Origin of the sequence: Rhizobium sp. TRM95796 (genome assembly GCF_025779995.1) — a bacterium.
GTDB lineage: Bacteria > Pseudomonadota > Alphaproteobacteria > Rhizobiales > Rhizobiaceae > Rhizobium_E.
Genome location: NZ_JAOXHE010000004.1, coordinates 13108 through 34837, shown reverse-complemented (window position 1 = coordinate 34837; position 21730 = coordinate 13108). Strand labels below are relative to the sequence as shown.

Sequence of the window (21730 nt, the reverse complement as noted above, 5' to 3'; positions counted from 1 at the left end):
CAGAATTCATTGGACGTATCGATTGCGCCGCCCCTAACCTTCGGGCCGCAGACAAGAAACCCTCGCCGAGAGGACCAGGCCGACACATGAACGCCGCCAAGCGATTTGACTGGACCATGCTCAATCAGGAACGGATCGTTCTCCTGATCGCCATTCTCATTTTCGCGACGGCGTCCGCCATGCTGCCGGGCTTCTTCACGCCCGACAATGTCGTCACCATCATCCGCTCGGTCTCGGTGCTCGGCATTCTCTCGCTCGGCATGGCCGTGGTCATCATCGGCCGCGGCATCGATCTCTCCGCCGTGGCGATCATGGCCATGTCGGTGGCGGCCTATCTGCAGATGCTGAGCGATGGCATGAGCGACGGCGCAGCCCTCGCCATCACGCTGGCCGGCGTCATCGGGCTCGGCCTGATCAACGGCTTTCTCGTCGCCTATGCCGATGTGCCGGCGCTGTTCGTCACGCTTGCCTCGGCCTCCTTCGTCTTCGGCTATGTCAGGTCGCAGGTCATTTCCGCCGATGCGATCAGCGCTCCTGTCGATCACTGGATCATCGGGCTTGGCTCGTTCCAGATGCTTGGCGCGCCGGTGGAAGTGTTCATTTTCGCGGGCCTGGCGCTGGCGACGTTCCTGTTCCTGCGCTTCACCAAATGGGGCCGCTATGTCTATTACGCCGGCGACAATCCGGTGGCGGCGCGCAATGCCGGCATGCCCGTCAGGCCCATGCTGATGCTGCGCTATGTCATTTCAGCGGTGTTTTCCTTCATGGCCGGCATTTTGACCGCCGCCAGCCTGCATTCGATGAATACCCGCGTCGTCAATTCGACGCTGCTTTACGACATTGTTCTGGTGGCGGTGATCGGCGGCATCGGGCTTTCCGGCGGCAAGGGCGGGGTGCGCAACGTGCTGATCGGCGCGGCGCTGACCGGCGTGCTGCTCAACGCCATGACCATTGTCGACATTCCCTTGATCTACCAGAACCTGATCAAATCTTCGATCCTGCTTGCCGCCATCATCATGGACGGCCTGCTCAATCCGCGTGACGAACAGACAGCGCAGCAAGGGGATATCTGACTTTCGTGTGTGGGGAACAACACTGTCGCCAAAAGAGGGACAAGACATGAAAAAGCTACTATCGATACTTTTCGCAGGAACAGTCTTTGCAATGGGCGTCTCGGCCGCCCCGGTCAAGGCGGCGGATGATCCGTCGCCGGCGATCTATGCCGAAGCCATGAAGGGCAAGCGGGTCATGCTCGTGCCCATGGCCATGGGCTTCGATCTCGCCCAGGGCTGGGCCGCCATCCTGAAGCGTGAAGTCGACGCTTTCGGCGGCGTGTTTGAGACCCGCGATCCCAATTGGAGCGTTGAAGCCGGCGCCCAGGCGATCACCGAAGCCATTTCGTCGGACACCAAGCCCGATGTGCTGATCGTCATGTCGCCCGACCTCAACTCCTATTCCAAGCTGATGAAGAAGGCGCAGGCTGCGGGCATCTATGTGATCCTCGTCGACAACCCCGCCAACTTCAAGGCCGACGCCTATGTCGGCGGCGACTGGACCCAACTCGGCCGCCTGGAAGCCGAAGCGGTGATCAAGGGCTGCGGCCCGAATTCGTCCAAGAAGATCGGCCTCGTCCAGGGCGACCAGGTCAACGCCACCAGCCTCTATCAATATGCCGGCATCATGGAAGTGCTGGAAAAGAACCCGGACTTCAAGGTCGTCGCCAAGCCGGATTCCAATTGGGACGCCACCACGTCGCGTAATGTGACCGCCACCATGCTGCAGCAGAATCCCGACATCTGCGGCATCATCGATTTCTGGGACGGCGACGCCGTCGGCGCGGCGGCCGCCATCCGCGAAGCCAAGCTTCAGGACAAGGTCTTCCTGGTGACGACGGGCGGCGGCGAAAAGACCGCCGACTGCGACAAGATCGCCGACGGCACCTATGGCGCGGTGGTGATGACCGACCTCGCCAAGGAAACCCACAATATGGTGGCGATCATCAAATATCTGCTGCAGAGCGGCCAGGCGCCGGGCACGGCCTCGCCCTTCATCTACACGCTGATGAAAGCGACGACGAAGGAAAACCTGCGTCCCGACAGTTGCTGGGATCTGAAGGCGCTGCAGGCTGAAGCCGAGCTGAAATAAGCAGCGAAGCGGTCTCTTCCGCTCTCGCCATGACATTAGGGCGCGCTGTGCGGGCGCGCCCATCAAACGCCGCGAAGACGCATCACGCATGCGCCGCCCCGCCCGTTTTTCACCAATGTTCCGGGTTGATTGATGACTTTTCGCGAACGCCTGCAGTCCTGGCGCTACAATCTCATTCCCGATCACCTGATCGGCGAGATCCTGTCCAAGCGCTGGACCGACAACGCCATTCCCTTCATCGCGCTGATCGCCGTCGTCGCCGGCTTCGGCTCGGCCATTCCCGGCTTCTTCAAGCCGCTGTCGCTGCAGGAATCCACCCGCCAGCTCGGCGAATTCTCGATCGTCGTCACGGGCCTCACCGTCGTCCTGCTCGGCGGCGGCATCGATCTGTCGGTCGGCTCGATCTTCGCGCTCGCCACCTTCGCCGCGGTTGGAACCTTCTTCATCTTCGAAGCGCCCGTTTGGATGGCGCTGGCCGCGGCCATCGCCACCGGCCTCATCTGCGGGGCGATCAACGGCTATCTCATCGGCTTTCTTCGCCTCCGCGCCTTTCTCACCACGCTCGTCACCTTCATCATCGGCCGCACCATCTTCGACATCCTCGTCGTCAATTACGGCGCGGCGATCCAGACCTCGATGGCTTCTTCAGACGCCTGGGATTTCATCGGCGACGGCACATTTGCGGGCCTGTCGATCCCGGTCATCACCGCCGTCGTCCTCGCCGTCATCACCCATATCGCGCTGACCCGATCGCGACCCGGCTGGCATGTGCTGGCGGTCGGCGGCTCCAGGCGCTCAGCCCATAATGCCGGCATCAAGGTCAAGCGCACCGTCTTCATGACCTATGTCTTTTCCGGCTTCTGCGCCTCCATCGCCGGCTTTCTCATCGCCTGCCGCCTGTCGGGCGCAGGCCCCGGCACGGGGCTCAACATGGAGATCCTGGCGCTGACCGCCGCTGTGGTCGGCGGCAATTCGCTGGGCGGCGGTCGCGGCTCGGTGGTCAAGGGCCTGATGGGCGCGATCATCGTGCTGGTCATGAACAACGGCCTGATCCGCTTGGGCTACGGCACCGGCACCAACCAGATGGTGATCGGCCTGATGCTGGCGGTCGCCGTCACCATCGACATCCGCTGGCTCAAGAACCGCCACAAGGTGCTCAACGAAGTCTATGTCGCGCCCATCTATCTCAAGATGGGCGAGGCGCAGTCGGCCGAGCCCCATTCCGGCACGCCCTATGCTCTGAACAACGCCATCTCCCGCACCGACTATATCGGGCTGGGCGAACTCGAAGGCCCCGAAGACGTCATTCTCGACCGCGACGACCATCTCTATTGCGGCACCCGCCACGGCGAAATCGTCCGCTTCTTCGCCCCCGATTACACCCGCTCCGAAGTCTTCGCCCATGTCGGCGGCTTCCCGCTCGGCCTCGCTTTCGACCGGGAGGGCAATCTGCTCAGTTGCGTCGGCGCCATGGGGCTCTATTCCATCTCGCCGGATCGCGAAGTCACGCGGCTGTCGGCCGAGACGCGCCGCTCCTGGACGTCAGTCCAGGACGACGCCCGTCTCCGCGATCCCAATGACCTCGACATCGCCCCCGATGGCCGCATCTATTTCACCGATTCCACCAAGCGCTTCGACGCGCATGACTGGGCGCTCGATTCCATCGAGAACCGCGCCACCGGCCGCCTGCTGGTCTACGATCCCAAGACCGGCGAGACCAAAACGCTGCTCGACGGCTATCACTATATGAACGGCGTCTGCATGGCCCATGACGGCAAGAGCCTGTTCTTCGCCGAAAGCTGGGCCTGCCGCGTGCATCGCTACTGGCTGGAAGGCCCAAAGGCCGGCACGGCCGAATGCGTGATCAGGGACATGCCGGGCTATCCCGACAACATCAATCGCGCCTCGGACGGCTCCTACTGGATGGCCTGGCTCGGCATGCGCACGCCGACATTCGACCTGTCGCTGCGCAATCCCGGCTTCCGCAAGCGCATGACCCGGCGGCTGCCGCAGGACGACTGGCTGTTTCCCAACATCAACACCGGCGGCGTGGTGAAATTCGACGAGACCGGCAAGATCATCGGCGCGCTCGGCGATCTCTCGGGACAATCGCATCCGATGGTCACCTCCATGCGCGAGCATAAAGGCTGGCTGTTCATCGGCGGCATTCTCAACAACCGCATCGGACGCTACAAGCTCGACGGCGCCGATGATGCCTGGACGGGTCCGACATCCTATTGGGGAGAACGGGCATGACGATCTTCGATCCCCTCCTCGATCTCTTCCGCGGCAAGGCCGTGACCGTGCCGCCGCTCGACGGCGCTTTCCGCCCCAATCGCCGGCTGGACGAGGCCGACAGCGTGGCAGCGATCGCCGCGCCCGTCGATCTGGCCAGCCATGACGGCCAGTTGCTGGCCGCCGCCGGCAACGCGCTACACGCCGTCTCCCCCAAGGGGGAAACCCGGGTTTTCGCCGCCTATCAGGGCACGATCAGCGCGCTCGCCGTCTCGCCCTCGGGCTCGATCGCTGTCGCGCTCGAAACCGGCGCGATCATCCTCGACGGCAACGAGATCGCCGCCGCCAAAGACATAAGCTGCGTCACCGCGCTGAGCTTCACCGCCAGCGGCGAATTGCTGGTCGCCAACGGCTCTGCCCGTCACCGCCCTTCGGACTGGCGGCGCGATCTCATGGAAAAAGGCGCGACGGGCTCCGTCTGGCGCGTCAAGCCCAACGGCGAGAGCACGAAGCTTATCGATGGCCTCGCCTGGCCCTCGGGCGTGATCGAAGACGGCGCCGATGTCGTCGTCTCCGAGCCCTGGAGCCGTCGCGTGATCCGGATCAGCGCCAGCGGCGCAACAAAGACCCTGATATCGAACATCCCCGGCTATCCCGGCCGTCTCTCCCGCATCGACGGCGGCGCGCTTCTGTCGATCTTCGCGCCGGTCAACCGCCTCATCGAATTCGTGCTGCAGGAAGACCAGTATCGCCAGGCGATGATGGAGGAAATCGCGCCGGAATACTGGATTGCCCCGTCGCTCGCCTCCGGCCGCTCCTTCCTCGAGCCGCTGCAATGCGGGGGCATCAAGACCATGGGCATCCACAAGCCCTGGTCGCCGAGCCGCTCCTACGGCCTGATCGCCCGGCTCGACCAGCACTTCCAGCCCATCGCCAGCTATCACAGCCGCGCCGACGGCAAGCGCCACGGCATCGTCGCCGCCTTGTCGCTCAATGGCAGGATCCATGCGGCCTCGGCCGGCGGGGATGAAATCCTCGCTCTGGCATTGTGAGCGGAGAGAACATCATGGATACGATCATCCGGCTCGAAAACATTTCCAAACTCTATCGCGGCGTGCCGGCGGTGAAGAATGTCACCTTCGAGCTCAAGCGCGGCGAGATCCATGCTCTGCTCGGCGAAAACGGAGCTGGTAAGTCAACGCTTACCAAAATGATCGCCGGCGTCGTCGAGCCCTCTTCCGGCAAACTGTTCCACAAGGGCGTGGAGACGATCTACACCACCCCCAACGACGCGCTCGAAGCCGGCATCGCCATGGTCTTCCAGGAGACCTCGCTGGTGCCGTCGATGACGGTAGCCCAGAACCTCTATCTCGGCTCCGAGAGGTTTTTGAACCGCCTGCGCGGCATCTATATCTCCGCCCAGCAATTCCTGCAGTCGCTGAACTTCTCCGTCGATCCGACCGCCATGGTCGAGACGCTCGGCGCCGCCAAGAAGCAGATGGTCGAGATCGCCCGCGCCGTGCATCACAATGCCGAAGTCATCATCTTCGACGAGCCGACCGCGACGCTGACGCCGGAAGAGAAGCGCCACTTCTTCGCCCTCATCCGGCGGCTCAAGGCGCGCGGCGTCTCCATCGTCTTCATCAGCCATGCGCTCGAAGAAGCGCTGATGCTGTCGGACCGGATTACCATCCTGCGCGACGGCGAACTCGTGGCCTCCGGCGAAACCAAAGACTTCGACCGCGACAAAATCATCGCCTCCATGGTCGGCCGCACGCTCTCGGCCGAACTCTATCGACAGCGCGACGAGAGCAAGATCCGCAAAGCCGGCAAGAAAGTCCTCTCCGTCCAGGACATTTCCATGGGCGCCGCCGTGCGCAACAATTCCTTCTCGATCTTCCAGGGTCAGATCACCGGCGTCTTCGGCCTGATCGGCTCGGGCCGCACCGAAACCTTCAAGATCGTCTCCGGCATCTACAAGCGCGACTTCCTGCGCGGCGGCTCGATCGAGCTGAATGACAGGCCGGTGCGCTATGTCGTGCCGCGCCAGGCGGTGAAGGACGGCATCGTCTATGTCACCGAGGACCGCAAATCCGAAGGCTTCTTCGAGACCATGTCGATCGCCGAAAACATGTTCGGCGGCCTGCTCGCCGCCGATCGCGAGAAGAGCAAAATCATCAGCTATGCCGAGATGCAGGCGCTGTCCAAGGACTGGTCGAAGACGCTCAACGTCCGCGCCATCAACGACAATGCCCGCGTCGTCGAACTCTCCGGCGGCAATCAGCAGAAGGTGGTGATCGGCAAGGGCCTGGTGCAGAAGCCGGAAATCGTCATCTTCGACGAGCCGACCCGCGGCGTCGATGTCGGCGCCATCGCCGAGATCCACCAGATCATCAACCGGCTCGCCGATGAGGGGCTGGCCGTCGTGGTGATTTCCTCCTACCTTCCGGAAATCCTGAATCTGTCGGACCGCATCCTGGTCTGCCGCCAGGGCCGCATCGTCGAGGAATTCTCCCCGACCGAAGCGACCGAAGAGAAAATCATGTATGCGGCCGTCCATTGAAGCGCGCCGCACAAGAAGACGAAATGAGGAAACAGCCATGAGCACGAAAACCACCTGGACCTATTACAAGGGCGCCTGGCATGAAGGCGATGTCCGCATTCTCGGCGCCGCCTCGCACGCCACCTGGCTCGGCTCGCTGGTCTTCGACGGCGCGCGCCTGTTTGAAGGCGTCTCCCCCGATCTCGATCGCCATTGCGCTCGCGTCAACGCCTCCGCAACCGCCCTCGGACTCAATCCCACGCTCACGGGCGCTGACATCGAGACGCTGACCCGCGAGGGCCTGAAAAAATTCGCCCCCGGCACGGATGTCTATATCCGCCCGATGTATTGGGCCGAGGACAGCGACGCCGGCACCGTGCCGCCGCTGGCCGACTCCACCGATTTTGCGCTGTGCCTTGAGGAAATCCCGATGGTCGAGCCCAAGGGTTTCACCATCACCACCACCAGCTTCCGCCGTCCGACGCTGGAAGTCATGCCCGTCAACGCCAAGGCCGCCTGCCTCTATCCCAACAATGCCCGCATGATGCGCGAAGCCAAAGCCAAGGGCTTTCACAATGCGCTGGTCACCGACGTGATCGGCAATGTCGCCGAACTCGCCACCGCCAATGTGTTCATGGCGCGCGGCGGCGAGGTGTTCACCCCGGTTCCCAACGGCACATTCCTGGATGGCATCACCCGCCAGCGCGTCATCAAGCTGCTGCGCGAGGCCGGCGTGACCGTGCATGAAAAGTCGCTCACGGTTGAGGATTTCCGCGAGGCCGACGAGATTTTCTCAAGCGGCAACATGTCCAAGGTCGTGCCGATCGTCGCGTTCGACGACAAGAAACTGGAGTTCGGCCCGCTCGCCCGCAAGGCGCGCGCGCTCTATTGGGACTGGGCGCACGCCTGAGGAGGAAACCACATGGCCACTGTCAAACTTCTGACCGACGCCGACGCCGAGGCGATCCCCGCCGTCAAGGCGGTGTTCGACGACATCCGCGCGACCCGCAAGAACGACTTCATCAACAATTTCTGGCGGGCGCTCGCCAATGATCCCGCCAATCTCAAGCGGGTCTGGGAAAGCCTGAAATCGGTGATGACGGTCGAGGGTACGCTCGATCCCTTGACCCGCGAGATGATCTATATCGCTGTCTCCACCGCCAACAGCTGCCAGTATTGCATCCAGTCGCACACGGCGGCCGCACGCTCTCGCGGCATGACCGACGCCCAGCATGGCGAACTTCTCGCAGTCATCGGACTGGCGGCGCAAACCAATCATCTGGCGATCGCCATGCAGGTGCCGTCAGATCCAGAATTCGACGTGAAATAAGAAAAAGTCCGGGGGGACATCATGAAAGCGATGCTGGCAGCCGCGCCGGGGGGACCCGACGCGATGGTGTGGAGCGATGTCGAGCTCGGTGCGCCCGGCCCCGGCGAAGTCCGGATCCGCCACCGCGCGATCGGCGTCAATTTCATCGACGTCTACTATCGCAGCGGCCTCTATCCGTGGCCCGATAAAACGCTCATCCCGGGCGCGGAAGCCGCCGGCGTGATCACGGCTGTCGGCCCCGATGTCCATGATGTCGCCATCGGCGACCACGTCGCCTATGTCTCCCGCCTCGGCGCCTATTGCGAAGAACGGCTGATCGATGCGGATCGATGCGTCAAGATCCCCGTCAACCTCTCCGACACGGTCGTCGCCGGCTCGCTGCTCAAGGGGTTGACGGCGCAATATCTGGTCACCTCTTCCTACGCCGTCCAGCCCGGCGACACCATCCTCGTCCATGCCGCCGCCGGCGGCGTCGGCCTGATCCTGGGACAATGGCTGAAGGCGCTGGGCGCGCATGCCATCGGCACGGCGGGCAGCCCGGAGAAAATCGCGCTCGCCGAGGCGCATGGCTATGAGCATGTGATCAATTACCGCCAGGACGATTTCGTCCCTGCGGTCAAGGAGATCACTTCAGGCCGGGGCTGCGCCGCCGTCTATGACAGCGTCGGCGCCGACACCTGGCGCGGCTCGCTGCAATGCCTCAAAAAGCGCGGCATGTTCGTGAGCTTCGGCCAGTCCTCCGGCATGATCGAGGGTTTCAAGCTCTCCGACCTCGCCGCCCACGGCTCGATCTCCGCCAACCGCCCCGTGCTGTTCGACTATGTCGAGGACAGGGCCGAACTCCTGTCGCGCAGCGCCGACCTTTTCTCGCGGCTCGTCGGAGGAGAGATCCGGATCACCGAACCTGATCGACGTCCGCTCTCTGAGGCGGCAGAGGCGCATGCGCTGCTCGAGGGACGCCAGACCACAGGATCACTGGTGCTGACGCCATGATCGAAACAGGCGGCCCGTCAACGCAACGCCGTCGTGCGGGACGCCCGAGAACCGGCCGCCCTGTCAGAGACGAATGTCCAGCTCGGCGATGAAACCGTCCTGCAGCGTAAAGAAATATCGCAGGTCGACGGGACTGCCGGGAAAGTCGCCGATCAGATGGCTGGTGACGACGGTGCGGCGGCCCTCTTGCCTGATGTCGATGGGCGTGGCGGTGTAGGAGTACTTCGCAGAAGACGCCGCAATCCATTGGCGGATCTCGTCCCGACCGAGATAGGTGTGGCCCTCGTCCTTGACGAAGGATGTGTCGAGAAAGCAATTGGCGACACGGTCGGCGTCGCGCGACTTATCCGGATTGAAAAACGTTGCGATCGGCTCTGGTAGAGTCATGGTCATGGTCGTTGTCCTTTCAGTGATTGCTGTGAGGGGGCCGTCGCGTGGGCCCTCTCCGCTTAGGGGCGCCTGCCGTCGCCAATCGGTGAGGGGGGCCCGATTTGCATGAGGGCGGGCTCAGACAGTAGGAACCGTGCCGCCGTCGATGGTGTATTCGGTCCCGGTGATCGAGGCGGCGCGGTCGGAGGCGAGAAAAGCGATCAGGTTGGCCACCTCTTCGGGCTTGGCGGGACGGCCGAGCGGGATGCCGCCCAATCCGTCCATGATCATCCGCTTGCCGGTTTCGTAATCGCCGCCGACCTGATCGGCGAGGCGCTGCGCCAGACGCACCGATGCCTCCGTTTCGATCCAGCCCGGTGATACTCGCACCACACGGACGCCCTTGGGCGAGACCTCCTTCGACAGCGCCTTGCTGTAGGTCGACAGCGCAGCCTTCGCAGCCGCATAGGCGGTGGTCGATTCAGGCAGCGGCAACAGACGCTGGATCGACGTGACATGGATGACGACGCCGGCCTCGCGGGCGATCATGTCGGGCAGCAGTTCCCGGTCGAGGCGAACGGCGGCGAACAGGTTCTGCTGCAATTCCCGGCTCCATTCCGCATCGTCGAGCGCCGCGAACCCGCCGCCGGGGGCTGAAGACCCGCCCAGCATATGCACGACGACGTCGACGACGCCCAACCGTTCCCGCGCGGCGCCGGCGACATCGGCGACGCCCTCGATCGTTGTGAGATCGGCAGCGACGAATTCTTCGTCCTGCAGTTCGTCGGGCTTCGTTCTGGCCGTCGTCAGCACCTGTGCGCCCAACTGCCGAAAGAGTTCGACGCAGGCCCTGCCTGCACCCTTGGTGCCGGCGGTGATGAGGACGCGTTTGCCTCCAAGTCCGAGAAAGTCGTTTGCATGGCTCATGGTCAGTTCCTCTTTCATCTCGATGCGAAAGAGATAACACTCGACAATTATACTGATAACTGGGACAAACCGGGATGACGAATGGCGGAATTCGGGACAATGGATAAAGTCGGGCTGACGGATCTGAAAGCGGTGATCGCCATCGCGCATCGGGGAACATTCCGCGCCGCGGCCATCGATCTCGACATGTCCACCACCGCGCTCAGCCTGGCCATCGGCAAGCTCGAGGCTCATCTCGGCGTCAGGCTGTTCAACCGGACGACCCGAAGCGTTTCGCTCACCGGCGCGGGCAGGTTGTTCGTCGATCAGGTCGGCCCCGCCCTTCAGGACATCGAGGTCGCGCTCGAAGCGGTCCGTTCCGAGCGCCTCACGCCGTCGGGCACGATCCGCATCAATGCGGCGCCCTTCGCCGCGCGCGACATCATCTCGCCGCTCGTGCTGGAATTTTTGCGCCGCTATCCCGATATGGTCGTCGACCTCGTGACGGAAGGACGGCTGGTCGACATCGTCGCGGAAGGCTTCGATCTCGGCGTGCGGGTCGCCGGTCTCGTGCCCAGCGACATGATCGCCTTGCCGCTCGGCCGTCCGCAGCGTTACGCCGTGGTCGCCACGCCGGAATATCTCGCAGAGCATGACGCCCCGAAGACGCCGGCGGATCTTCACCATCACAAATGCATCCGGGTGCGCCTGCCGGACGGATCGCTGTTTCGCTGGCGGTTTGAAAAAGACGGCGAGATCCTTCAGATCGACGTGCGCGGCCCGATCATTCTTGATGAGGCCCAGCTGTCGCGGACAGCCGTGCTCGCGCATACCGGGATCGGCTATTTCATGGAGCAGAGCGTTCGGGACGACATCCGAACGGGCCGGCTCACGCGCCTGCTGGAAGATTGGACGCCGCCCTATCCCGGCCTCTGCCTCTATTATCCCGGTCGCCGCAACCTCTCGGCCGGCGTCAAGGCCTTCCTGGCCCTGGCGCGTTCACAGGCCGCCGCCTCGGCCGGCGCGAACGAATAGTCTCGAAAATGCGTCGGCCGCGGCGACCGACCCGTGGGTCGGCATGGGCGTCGTCGGCCGACGCTTCGCTTCGGGCGATCAGGACGCGGCGGACGGCGAAGCCTTCGCCATTTGCGCCAGTTTCACCTGGGTCAGCAGCGAGAGTTCGTCATAGACGTTCCATTCATCGACGATCTTGCCGTCCTTATAGTGGTAATGGGTCATGCCCATGACCTGGAGCCGCGCGCCGGTCGGCTCGCCGAGGGTCTGGAGAATGCCGTAGCCCAGATGATGGCCTTCCATCAACCAGCGCACCGCGACCTTCACGCCGCCCTCTTCGCAAGGGTTGGAGCAGATGTGCTGCGGCATATAGGCGGCGTCCGGGATCGAGCCGATCAGGCCGAGATGCTGATGCGTGACGGCGGCGACGCCGTAGAGCTCCTTCATCAACGGGCCGTGATACTGGCAGTTGGCGGCATAGACATCCTTGATCTTGCCGAACATCCGCTTGTTGAACACTTCATGCAGCCAGCGCAGCGTCTCGGCTTCGACATCGTTATGGGCGATCGAGACATCGGCTTCGGCTTCCGGCGGATACTGGCCGAGAAGGCGGCGGTTTTCGCCGATATCCAGCGACAGCAGGCCCTTGTCGAAAGCCGATCTGGCGAAGCGTTCCGCAAACCCGTTGGGATCGAGACCCAGTTGCTGGATGATCGCCATCGTGTCGGCCACCACCCATTCGCGATAGATCATGTTGCGATGGATCATGCAGTCGGCGATCGTGCGCGATACGAAGGTGCGGCCCGTCGGCGCGCCATAGTGACCATACTGCGTATGACGACCCGAGCCGGTGACGAGGTGAGAGGTGTAGAACCCTTCCTGATCATTGCCGCGCCAGAGAACCTGGGTCGCCATGCCGCGCCGTTCGGGCAGGGACACCAAGCGCTGGATCGTGTCGCGCACCACGTCTTCGCGATTGTAGATCGCGCCGAGCGTGCCGTAGAGCACGCAGTTGTGGGTGTAGTGAGTGTAGATCAGGCCGATGTCGCGCTCATCCCAGATGCGGTGCGTGCACCGGACAATGTAGTCGACGATGTCGGTGTAGATGTCGTCGAAACCTTCGAGCGATTGGCTGCGCGGCCGGTTGGTCGGCGCGAGGTCCACGTAGTCGCGTCGCTCGACCTGCAACACCTGCTCCACCATCTCCTTCGGGCGGGCGGCCGCCGCATTCTTCGGATTCTTCACGTCGTCCTCACTCATGTTTGCTCCTTTTTCGGCATCGACGCCGGATTCGTTCAGGCCGCGCAGGCGTCCAGCCAATGCTGCACATGGGATGCGACGGCGCGGGGATTTTCAAGCGGCGAGAAATGCCCCGCCCCTTCGATCAGATGAAATGCGGCGCCGGCGACGCCGTCTGCGATCTCTCTATGGGCGTCGATCGGGCACACCTGCTCTTCGGCGCCGGCGAGAACCATCGTCGGACAGGCGATGGCGCCGAGCCGCGGCCGGCTGTCGGCGCGATGGATGGCCATGTCGGTCTGCACATCCAACAAGTCGACGCCGCAATCGACCGCCATGTCGATGATCGTGCGGCGGAGCGCGTGATTTTCCAGATTGGCTCCGGCGACGAGGCGCGGCCATGCGTCGGTGATATAGCCCTCCATGCCGTCGCGGCGCGCCTTGGCCCGCACTGCGTCCCGAAGCGGGCCGTTCGCCGGTGGATCGGGCCGCGGCGTCGTATCGATCAGGCAAAGCCCCGCGACCCGTTCCGGCGCCTGGGCGATGATTTCGAAACTGGCGATGCCGCCGAGCGAAAAGCCGACGAGCAGAAAGCGCGACGGCGCGCGCGCCAGAAAAACGGCGGCCGCCTCCGGCATGGAGCGGCCGACATCCAGCGGCGCGAACAGGATCTCGCCCGGATGATCGAGCCGGTCGATGACCGGCTGGTACAGCCGCTCGTCGCAGACGGTGCCGGGCACGACGATCAACGGCGCGGCGCCGTCGACCGTCCGGTCCTTGATCCTTTTCATGGCCGCTGATCCCTTCGGCGCGTCATATTTCCATCGTAAGCCATAGCCGCCTGCAGGGCTGCATTCCAACTCGAATTGCGTCTTCGCAAAAAAGACTGGCAGATTTTGAATACGTATGCAATATCAAAATCGCGGGGCGAAGCAGCTTGCCCGGCGCGGTTCGAGCCGCACTGCCGCCGAGCGCGCGGCGGCGCGGAGTCCGCCGAAAGCAGTTTCCGAACCGGCCGGAGGCGGCCGGAATTTTGAGTGGAGCCATCATGACCGAATTGAAAAAAGCCCCGATGTCCGGTGCAGAGTATGTCAAGTCGCCCGAGCGCGATTCCATTGGCGACAACGCCTCGGTGGAAACGCTGGTTGCGGAAATCCTGGCCGACGTTCGCAGCCGCGGCGATGCCGCCGTGCGCGATTATTCCGCCCGGTTCGACAAGGCCGAGCTCGACGTGTTCGAGGTCACGGCGGCGGAACGGGATGAGGCGCTCGCCCAGCTCGACCCGCAAACCCGCGCCGACACCGAATTTGCGATCTCCAACGTGCGCCGTTTCGCGGAAGCGCAGCTGCAGACCATCCAGCCGCTCGAAATCGAGCTTCTGCCGGGCCTCCATCTCGGCCATCGCGTCATCCCGATCGAAAGCATCGGCTGCTATGTGCCGGGCGGCCGCTATCCCCTGCTGTCGGCGCCGATCATGACCATCGTTCCGGCCAAGGTGGCGGGCTGCAAGCAGGTCATCGCCTGCCTGCCGCCGAATGCGCACAAGGCCATGATCGCCGGTTGCCACCTGTCCGGCGCCGATCGCATCTTCCGCATCGGCGGCGCGCAGGCGATCGCCGCCATGGCCTACGGCACCGAAACCGTTCCGACCGTCAGCAAGATCGTCGGTCCGGGCAACGCCTTCGTCAACGAAGCCAAACGTCAGGTCTTCGGCCCCGTCGGCATCGATCAGCTGGCCGGTCCCTCCGAGATCTTCATCGTCGCCGACAGCACCGGCGACGCCGAGATGATCGCCACCGATCTCCTGGCCCAGGCCGAACACGACGTCAAAACTCGGGTCGGGCTGATCACAACCGACCGGGCGCTCGCCGAAGCGACGCTTGCGGAAGTCGAACGCCAGCTCCAGGATCTGTCGACGGCCAATGTGGCCGGTCAGGCATGGCGCGATTACGGCGAAATCGTCGTCTGCGACAGCGAAGAGTCGATGATCGCCTATTCCGACTTCATCGCCGCCGAGCACCTTCAGGTTCACACCGCCGATGCGCAGGCCATGGCGCTGAAACTCAGCAATTACGGTTCGCTGTTCATCGGCGAACTGGCGAGCGTCGTCTATTCCGACAAGTGCTGCGGCACCAACCACACGCTGCCCACCATGGGCGCCGGACGCTATACCGGCGGCTTGTGGGTCGGCGCCTATGTGAAGGTCGCGACGCATCAGTGGCTCGATGAACGCGGCGTCGCCGCCGTGGCCCCGCCGGCCGCCCGCCAGAGCGCCAGCGAGAGCCTCGAGGGTCACCGCCGCGCAGCCCAGCTGCGTCTGGATCGGCTGCAGAAGCGCAAGGCCTGATCCCGGGTCTGAAACAGCAGAAAGGCCCGGTCGTCCCGGGCCTTTTTCCTATCCGTCACCCGCTGCGTAGTGCGGTTGATCTTATCGAAGCACGCCCGCCGGAAGCGGAGGGCGCAGGCTGGCGAAATCGGTGCTCGCCTCGTAAGCGCGGGCGATCGCGCCGAGTTCGGCTTCGCCATATCTGCGCCCGATCAACTGCAGTCCGAGAGGCAGGCCGTCGCAAAAACCGGCCGGCAGGGCGAACACCGGATGGCCGCTCATGTTGAAGGCCAGCGTGCGCATCGGCGTCCAGACCGCGACATCCGTCTCGAAATCCGCAAACGAAAAGGCCGGAGTCAGCGTATTGACGGTCAGCAGCGCGTCGAACCGGCCGTCGAGATGCGCATCGATCTGTGCGCAGAGACGCTTGCTCGCGCGCCGCGCCTCGTCCACATCCTCCGGCGTCAGAAGCAGCCCCGAAAGGATGTTCTGAAACACTTTGCGACTGTATGTGTCGCCCTTCTCCGCAAGCAGCGTCCGGTGGATGTCATAGGCTTCGGCATGGATGATCACGGCGCCGGCGGCTTCGAACAATGCGGCCTCGGGCAAGGCGACTTCGACGATCTTCGCTCCCAGCAGGGACAGCTGCGAGGCCGCTTCGTCCATCGCCGAGAGAACCGCCGGATGCAGTTGCGGATCGTCGGCGAACCAGTCGCGGGCATAGCCGATGGCGACGTTGCGCAGGTCGTCCCGTTTCGGCGGCAGGACTTGGCGCGGCTCCGCGTCGCTGAGGGCATGATACGTCAAGAGCGCCTCGTCGACGCTGGCCGATAGGATTCCGGCGTGATCGAAACTCGGCGTCAACGGAAAGACCCCCTCGAGCGACAGCGCGCCATAAGTGGGCTTGAAGCCGACCGCGCCGCAATAGCTGGAGGGACTGCGCACGGATCCGCCGGTATCCGTCCCGAGCGCCGTGCGGACCAGGCCGCCGGCGACCGCCGAGGCGGAGCCGGAGGACGACCCGCCCGTAAACCGCTGGAGGTTCCACGGATTGCGCGCCGGCGGCGCCGGACGATCGAAGACCGGGCCGACCATCGCGAACTCATAGGTGTCGAGCTTGCCGACCACCACGGCCCCGCCGGTCCGCAGACGGGCGACGAGTTCGGCGTCGACGGCTGGCCGATGCCCGGCAAAGACGCCGGAGCCCCGGGTCGTCGGCATATCGGCGGTGTCGAACAGGTCCTTGACGCCGACCGGAATTCCGTGAAGCGGCCCCCGGCTTTCCCCGGCCGCGATGTCGCGATCGGCGCGCCGCGCCGCGTCGAGCGCCCGATCGGCATCGACATGCACGAAGGCGTGATAGGACGAATTGCGCTCCTCGATGCGGCGCAGACAAGCCGTCGTCAGCTCCTCGGCCGACAATTCGCGCCGGTCGAGGGCCGCGCGGGCCTCCATGATCGAGAGATCGGCGGGATCGCTCATCACTCGGCCTTCGCGGGGGAAGCCGCCGCCAGTCGACGGCAGACGTCCACCGAACGATGCAGGAAGAGAGCGCCGTCATGCACGAAGGCCGCCCGCTCTTCCGCCAGGGCGATGCCGGCGCGTTTGGCCGCGAGACGCACGTCCTCAATGCTGGGTTCGGATTTCTGCCCGTCCATGACGCTCCTCCTCAGGTCCGGGCGGCTTCGAAAGCCGCCCACGCCGCCTCGAACGTTTCGAAATCGAAACCGGCGGATTTCGCGGGATCGATGATCAGCCGTTCGGTCGCCTGCAGCTTGGCGATCGCCTCGGCCAGGACGGGCACGATTTCCGGCGGGACGACCAGCGCCCCGTGACGGTCGGCGTGAACGAGATCGCCGTTTTTCACCGTCATTCCGAAAACGGTCACGTCGACGCCGACATCCTCGACCCGCACGAAGGCGTGGCTCGGCCCGACGGAGCCGGCGATCATCTGGAAGTCATCCGGCACGTCGCCGAGGTCGCGCATCACCCCATTGGTGAGCACGCCCGACAGGCCGAAGCCGCGGTGAATATTGGCGTTGATCTCCCCCCAGAAAGCGCCCACCGCATTGGGAAAATCGAGATCCTCGATCACCGCGAGGCTGGGCTTCGGGCCGCTGGCCATGTGGCGATAATAGTCCATGCGCCGGGCGCGGATGATCGCGGGATCTTCGGTCGAGGGCGCGGCCGCCGCGATGCGGGCGGTTCGGGCATAGCCGACGATCGCCGGAGCCTGCGGGCGCGATGCGAGAACCGTCCCCCGGGTGAATGCATTGAAGCCGCGTTTGCCCTGCGCCACTTCGATGGCGTTGCACACCGTTGGCGTATCCACCATGCGCAGGAGGGAGAGAAGCGTATCGTCCATGGCCGCTGCCTTCTGGTAAATGTGAGGGTCCCTCGCGGCGGCCGGCCGGCGCGAGGGATGGTGACGGATTATTCGCGCCAGGTGGCGCCGGCCTTGTCCTGGGTGTTCGTCACGCGGTAGAGGCTTGCCTCGCCGGTCATCGACGGCGTCAGGCTGTGCCTCAGGCCGGGCGGAACGGCGCAGGTGTCGCCGGGCGCCAGCGCGGTTTCGCCGCCGTCCCAGGTCAGCTTCCAATGTCCGCGCATGATCATCAGAATCTCATGGCGGTCGACGGAGTAGGCGTCTTCGGGAATGGAGCCCCGCGTCAGGAACTCCACCTCGAAGCCGGGCTTGTCGCGCAGCAGCGCCTGTTCGCCGATCACCTTGGCCGGCTCCTTGGCCGCCAGCGCCATCAGATCCCAGTAGCGCGCCACATAATCGCGCACGACGTCGCGGACCGGCGTCTCGGGGAACGCCTTCAGCTGTTCGTCCGTCAGAAGCGGCATTGGCTTGACGCCTTCCGGCGGCGTCTGCCCCTTCTTGCTGTCATACAGCTTGCCGTTCTCGCCCAGGACAAGACCGTGATCCTTGGCGTTTTCGATGACCTGCGGCGCCCAGATGACTCCGCCGCCGGCATCGTCGCCGCCGAGAATGGCCATGATCATTCCATAGTCGGTGCCGATATTCTCGAAGCCGCGGAAAATGCCGGTCGGAATGTTGATGATGTCGCCTTCCTCGAGCACGACTTCGCCGGCATTGCCCCAGCGGCCCCAGAAGAAGCGCCAACGTCCCTTCAGGACGAAGAAGACCTCCGCCGTCCGATGCGAATGCAGCGAGTTCCGGCATTTCGGCGGCTGGCCCGCGGCGCCGATGTTGAAGCCCGGCGTCTCCTTGATATGCACATGCTGGTCGGCGCTTTCGGATACGCCGCCGCCGATGATCGTGAAGTTTTCTTTCTGATTGGAGCCCGGCGTATGCGCGTCGATGAACGCGGTGCGGCAGGGCTTCAATTCGCCATAGCGCACGATGCGCCGTTCCATTTCGGCCTGTGAGAGTGTCATGTCTTCGCCTTTCATACGTATGCAAAGCCGTTTGCGAAAAGAGTGCGCCCGGCGCTGACCGCCGGATGCGATAGCGAGAAATCAGATGGGCTTGGCGGGTTGCGACGAGCCGCGGACGACCAGCGCGCCGGGAAGGCAGACGCGCCGCGCCGGGCTCACGTCGCCCTCGATGGCCGACAGCAACGTGGCGACGGTTTCGGCCACCATATCGTCCACGCTCTGTCGGATGGTGGTGAGATTGTAGGACGGCCAGCGCGCCGGCGGCACGTCGTCGAACCCGACGACGGCGACGTCGCCGGGTATGGTCAGATTGAGTTCGAAGCGCAGCACGTCCATGACCGCGAAGGCCATGTGGTCGTTGCAGACGAAGACGGCGTCCGGCCGCTCGGCTTCGGGCGCGGCAAACAGGCGGCGGGCGGCGGCCTGCGCCTCTTCGTAACGGAAATTGCCGACGTCGCGGGCGAACAGCGCCTGCCCCGCTTCGTCGAGCCCTTCGCGAAAGCCGCGTTCGCGGTCGCGCTGGGTCGACGCCCCCTCGAAACCGGCGATATAGGCAATCCGGCGCCGGCCGGTCTCGACCAGATGGAGGGCGAGCATCCGGCCGCCGCCGCGATTGTCCGACGTCACGGCGGACAGTTTTTCATCGTCCTGCAGCCGGTTGAACAACACGATGGGCACGCCCGACGCATGGCAGCGCGCCGCCAGCTCGGACGACATGTTCGCCGACGCCAGAACGATGCCGTCGACCTGGTAATCGAGGATTTCCTGGGTGATCTCCTCCACCTTGTCGGCCGCGAGCGACGAGATGAACACCAGGACATGGTATCCCTTGTCCTGCAGCAGGCGCGAGAGACGCTCGACAACGTCGGGATAGAAATAGTTTTCGAGATAGGCGACGACGAGGCCGATGATGCGGCTCTTGCCCGTGATCAGCGACCGCGCCAGAACATTCGGGCGATAACCGAGTTCGTCGGCGGCCGCCTTGATCTTCTCCGCGGTACGCTTCGACACCGACGTCCCCGGCGTGAAGAACCGTGAAACCGCCGACTGGCTGACCCCTGCCAGCCGCGCGACGTCGTTGGATGTCACCTTCTCGCTTACCATCAGTCTGCCGTCCAGCCTCCATCGACCATCAAGGCCGAGCCCGTCACCATCGACGACGCGTCGGTCGCAAGATAGGTGACGGCGGCCATAATGTCTTCCACCGTGGCGATCCGACCCAGCTTGATTTTCTCGCTTATCCACTGCGCGCGCTCCGGATTGGAGAATGTCTGCTCGGTCAGCGGAGTTCGCACGAAGGTCGGGCAAATGGTGTTGACGCGAATGCCGAACCGTCCCCATTCGATCGCCATCGACTTCGTGAAGCCTTCCACCGCGTGTTTGGTGGCGGCATAGACCGCGCGGTCGACCCCGCCCACTTGCGACATCTGCGAGGAGATGTTGATCAGCGATCCGGGCTTGCCCGCCTCTATCAGTCGCGCCGCGACCGCCCGGGTGAGAAAATAGGCCCCGCGCACATTGACGCCGAAAACGGCGTCGAAATCCTCGGGGCGTGTCTCGGTCGCGGGACCGTGTCGCGCCAGCCCGGCGCTGTTGACCATCACGTCGAAGGCCTGGACCGAGCCGAGATAGGCCTGCGTCGCCTCGATGTCGGCGATGTCGAGGCCGACCGCCTCGGCGACCATGCCCTCCGCCGTCATTGCGTCGACGGCTTCCGCGAGCTTGTCGACGCCGCGGGCGGCCAGCGTCACATGCGCTCCGGCTTCGGCGAGCGCCACGGCCGCGCCGAGCCCTATGCCGGAGGAGGCGCCGACCACCAAAGCGCGTTTTCCGTCGAGGCGGAACGAGGGCGTCCTGGGCAACAGCATGAATTCAAACCTCCTTTGGGCGCGCGGGCGGACCGATATGGTTACTCGGCCGCCGCGCCATAGGCGACATTGCCGCCGCCGTAGCGCCGGACGCGAATATTCGCCTGCTCCGCATGACCGACAAAGCCTTCCAGCATGCAGAGCCGCGAGCAATAGGCGCCGATCTCCGCCGCCGCCGCATCGCTGGTCACCTTCTGGTAGGAATGGGTCTTGAGGAACTTGCCGACCCACAGGCCGCCGGTATAGCGACCGGCTTTCTTGGTGGGCAGCGTGTGGTTGGTGCCGATGACCTTGTCGCCATTGGCCACATTGGTGCGCGGTCCGAGAAACAGCGCGCCATAGGAATGCATGTTTTCCAGGAACCAGTCGTCGCGATCGGTCATCACCTGCACATGTTCCGAAGCGATGTCGTTGGCTACCTCCAGCATTTCCTCATAGCTGTCGCAGAGGATGACTTCGCCATAGTCGCGCCAGGAGACCGACGCGGTTTCCGCCGTCGGCAGGATGGCGAGCAGGCGATCCACTTCGGCCAGCGTGTCGCGCGCCAGCTTCGCCGAATTGGTGACGAGAACGGCCGGAGAGTTGTAGCCGTGCTCGGCCTGGCCCAGGAGGTCTGTGGCGCAGAGTTCGGCGTCGACCGTGTCGTCGGCGATCACCATCGTCTCGGTCGGCCCGGCGAAGAGATCGATGCCGACGCGGCCGTAGAGCTGACGCTTGGCTTCCGCCACGAAAGCGTTGCCGGGACCGACCAGCATGTCCACCGGCTTGATGGTTTCGGTGCCCAGCGCCATGGCCCCGACGGCCTGCATGCCGCCCAGCACATAGATCTCATGCGCGCCCGCCTTGTGCATGGCGGCGACGATCGCCGGATGCGGCTCGCCCTTTTGCGGCGGAGCGGCGGCCACGATGCGGGGCACGCCGGCCACCGAAGCGGTCAGCACCGACATATGCGCGGAGGCGACCATGGGAAACTTGCCGCCGGGCACGTAGCACCCGACCGACTGCACCGGGATGTTGCGATGTCCGAGGATGACGCCGGGCAGCGTTTCGACTTCGATGTCCTGCATGGACGCTCGCTGCGCCTCTGCGAAGCGGCGGATCTGCGTCTGGGCGAAGTCGATATCCGCCATGTCGCGGGTGGACACTTTGCTCATCGCCGCCTCGATGTCCGATGCGGTGAGGCGGAAGGAAGCCGGGGAGAATTTGTCGAATTTCTCCGACAGTTCGCGCACGGCGGCGTCGCCGCGGGTTTCGATGTCCTTCAGCGTGGCTTCGACCGTGGCGCGAACTTTCGCATCGTCCTGGGCGCGTTCGGCGTCGGGCTTTCCACGTTTGAGATAGGTGATGGTCATGAGTGC

21 protein-coding genes are annotated in these 21730 nt (G+C 64.2%); 10 read left to right on the top strand and 11 right to left on the bottom strand.

The features are described 5' to 3' along the window. Positions 1-86 precede the first annotated feature (86 nt). The 8 genes from OCK01_RS08980 to OCK01_RS08945 all read left to right on the top strand — a co-directional run bounded on the left by OCK01_RS08980 (position 87) and on the right by OCK01_RS08945 (position 9245). Entirely contained in the window at positions 87-1073 is a 987-nt protein-coding gene (locus tag OCK01_RS08980) for an ABC transporter permease (protein ID WP_263823639.1), read from the top strand. 46 nt (positions 1074-1119) lie between these two features. Further along, positions 1120-2145 carry a sugar ABC transporter substrate-binding protein gene (locus OCK01_RS08975; RefSeq protein ID WP_263823638.1) on the top strand — a complete coding sequence of 342 codons (1026 nt, stop codon included), beginning with the start codon at positions 1120-1122 and terminating at the stop codon, positions 2143-2145. Between the two features lie 132 nt (positions 2146-2277). Continuing rightward, positions 2278-4401, top strand: a complete 2124-nt coding sequence (locus OCK01_RS08970; RefSeq protein WP_263823637.1) for an ABC transporter permease — start codon at positions 2278-2280, stop codon at positions 4399-4401. Continuing rightward, positions 4398-5432 (top strand): hypothetical protein, encoded by a 1035-nt coding sequence (locus tag OCK01_RS08965; RefSeq protein WP_263823636.1) that lies wholly within the window; start codon positions 4398-4400, stop codon positions 5430-5432. Before OCK01_RS08970 ends, OCK01_RS08965 begins: the two co-directional genes overlap by 4 nt. Positions 5433-5446: 14 nt before the next feature. Next, positions 5447-6943 (top strand): sugar ABC transporter ATP-binding protein, encoded by a 1497-nt coding sequence (locus OCK01_RS08960; RefSeq protein ID WP_263823635.1) that lies wholly within the window; start codon positions 5447-5449, stop codon positions 6941-6943. A gap of 37 nt (positions 6944-6980) precedes the next feature. Beyond that, a complete protein-coding gene (locus OCK01_RS08955) occupies positions 6981-7832 on the top strand; it encodes a branched-chain amino acid aminotransferase (RefSeq protein ID WP_263823634.1) in 852 nt (283 codons plus the stop codon). 12 nt (positions 7833-7844) lie between these two features. Next, entirely contained in the window at positions 7845-8252 is a 408-nt protein-coding gene (locus OCK01_RS08950) for a carboxymuconolactone decarboxylase family protein (protein WP_263823633.1), read from the top strand. A gap of 18 nt (positions 8253-8270) precedes the next feature. Further along, the gene (locus tag OCK01_RS08945) at positions 8271-9245 is read left to right on the top strand and encodes a quinone oxidoreductase family protein (protein ID WP_412179001.1); all 975 of its coding nucleotides are present in this window, start codon (positions 8271-8273) and stop codon (positions 9243-9245) included. Positions 9246-9308: 63 nt separating this feature from the next. Here the strand turns inward: OCK01_RS08945 and OCK01_RS08940 are convergent, their stop codons facing one another. Together OCK01_RS08940 and OCK01_RS08935 are read right to left on the bottom strand one after the other, a co-directional pair. After that, a complete protein-coding gene (locus OCK01_RS08940; protein WP_263823631.1) occupies positions 9309-9638 on the bottom strand; it encodes a nuclear transport factor 2 family protein in 330 nt (109 codons plus the stop codon). A gap of 114 nt (positions 9639-9752) precedes the next feature. Continuing rightward, positions 9753-10541: an SDR family oxidoreductase gene (locus OCK01_RS08935; protein ID WP_263823630.1), complete on the bottom strand. Its 789-nt coding sequence runs from the start codon at positions 10539-10541 to the stop codon at positions 9753-9755. Positions 10542-10640: 99 nt separating this feature from the next. Here OCK01_RS08935 and OCK01_RS08930 point away from each other — a divergent pair, with 99 nt between their 5' ends. Beyond that, positions 10641-11555 carry a LysR family transcriptional regulator gene (locus OCK01_RS08930; protein ID WP_263823629.1) on the top strand — a complete coding sequence of 305 codons (915 nt, stop codon included), beginning with the start codon at positions 10641-10643 and terminating at the stop codon, positions 11553-11555. Between the two features lie 78 nt (positions 11556-11633). Here the strand turns inward: OCK01_RS08930 and OCK01_RS08925 are convergent, their stop codons facing one another. Further along, entirely contained in the window at positions 11634-12794 is a 1161-nt protein-coding gene (locus OCK01_RS08925) for an ester cyclase (RefSeq protein WP_263823628.1), read from the bottom strand. Positions 12795-12829: 35 nt separating this feature from the next. Continuing rightward, entirely contained in the window at positions 12830-13564 is a 735-nt protein-coding gene (locus OCK01_RS08920; RefSeq protein WP_263823627.1) for an alpha/beta fold hydrolase, read from the bottom strand. Between the two features lie 257 nt (positions 13565-13821). Here OCK01_RS08920 and hisD (OCK01_RS08915) point away from each other — a divergent pair, with 257 nt between their 5' ends. Next, positions 13822-15120 carry a histidinol dehydrogenase gene (hisD, locus tag OCK01_RS08915; RefSeq protein ID WP_263823626.1) on the top strand — a complete coding sequence of 433 codons (1299 nt, stop codon included), beginning with the start codon at positions 13822-13824 and terminating at the stop codon, positions 15118-15120. An 81-nt stretch (positions 15121-15201) separates the two neighbouring features. On the opposite strand, the gene OCK01_RS08910 is transcribed toward hisD (OCK01_RS08915), so the two are convergent. The 7 genes from OCK01_RS08910 to hisD (OCK01_RS08880) form a co-directional block, all read right to left on the bottom strand. Further along, a complete protein-coding gene (locus tag OCK01_RS08910; RefSeq protein WP_263823625.1) occupies positions 15202-16581 on the bottom strand; it encodes an amidase in 1380 nt (459 codons plus the stop codon). Further along, the gene (locus tag OCK01_RS08905; protein WP_263823624.1) at positions 16581-16757 is read right to left on the bottom strand and encodes a hypothetical protein; all 177 of its coding nucleotides are present in this window, start codon (positions 16755-16757) and stop codon (positions 16581-16583) included. Before OCK01_RS08905 ends, OCK01_RS08910 begins: the two co-directional genes overlap by 1 nt. An 11-nt stretch (positions 16758-16768) precedes the next feature. Beyond that, entirely contained in the window at positions 16769-17464 is a 696-nt protein-coding gene (locus tag OCK01_RS08900) for an RraA family protein (RefSeq protein ID WP_263823623.1), read from the bottom strand. A 68-nt stretch (positions 17465-17532) separates the two neighbouring features. Beyond that, positions 17533-18504, bottom strand: coding sequence for a cupin domain-containing protein (locus tag OCK01_RS08895; protein ID WP_263823622.1), 972 nt, complete (start codon positions 18502-18504; stop codon positions 17533-17535). Positions 18505-18585: 81 nt separating this feature from the next. Continuing rightward, positions 18586-19608: a LacI family DNA-binding transcriptional regulator gene (locus OCK01_RS08890; RefSeq protein ID WP_263823621.1), complete on the bottom strand. Its 1023-nt coding sequence runs from the start codon at positions 19606-19608 to the stop codon at positions 18586-18588. After that, positions 19608-20372 carry an SDR family NAD(P)-dependent oxidoreductase gene (locus tag OCK01_RS08885; protein ID WP_263823620.1) on the bottom strand — a complete coding sequence of 255 codons (765 nt, stop codon included), beginning with the start codon at positions 20370-20372 and terminating at the stop codon, positions 19608-19610. The genes OCK01_RS08890 and OCK01_RS08885 overlap by 1 nt, the downstream gene beginning before the upstream one ends. A gap of 41 nt (positions 20373-20413) precedes the next feature. After that, positions 20414-21724, bottom strand: coding sequence for a histidinol dehydrogenase (gene hisD, locus OCK01_RS08880; protein WP_263823619.1), 1311 nt, complete (start codon positions 21722-21724; stop codon positions 20414-20416). Positions 21725-21730: the final 6 nt, after the last annotated feature.